Origin of the sequence: Streptomyces rubellus (assembly GCF_036323805.1) — a bacterium.
Classification (GTDB): domain Bacteria; phylum Actinomycetota; class Actinomycetes; order Streptomycetales; family Streptomycetaceae; genus Streptomyces.
Window position 1 is genome coordinate 1 of record NZ_JAZDCX010000088.1, and the last position, 323, is coordinate 323.

Genomic DNA, 323 nt, shown 5'->3' on the forward strand with positions numbered 1-323 from the left:
ACCCAGGCCGCGGCCGGTGCCGGTGGTGTGATCAAGATGGTGCAGGCGTTGCGGCACGGGGTAATGCCGCGGACCTTGCACGCGGACGAGCCGACGCCGCACGTGGACTGGTCCTCCGGGGCCGTCGAGTTGCTGACGGAGGCGCGGGAGTGGCGGAGCGGGCAGCAGCCGCGCCGGGCCGCGGTGTCCTCCTTCGGCGTCAGCGGCACCAACGCGCACGTGGTGCTGGAGGAGTACCGCGCGCCGCAGCCGGCCGACGCGCCCGTGACGGAGAGCGGACCGGGGCGGCCCGCTCTCCCGGTGCTGCCCTGGATCCTGTCCGG

1 protein-coding gene is annotated in these 323 nt (G+C 75.2%); it reads left to right on the forward strand.

Annotation, left to right across the window (positions count from 1 at the left end):
• Positions 1-323 (forward strand): ketoacyl-synthetase C-terminal extension domain-containing protein (locus V1L54_RS29375; RefSeq protein WP_330121201.1); only part of this gene is annotated, 323 nt, incomplete at both ends.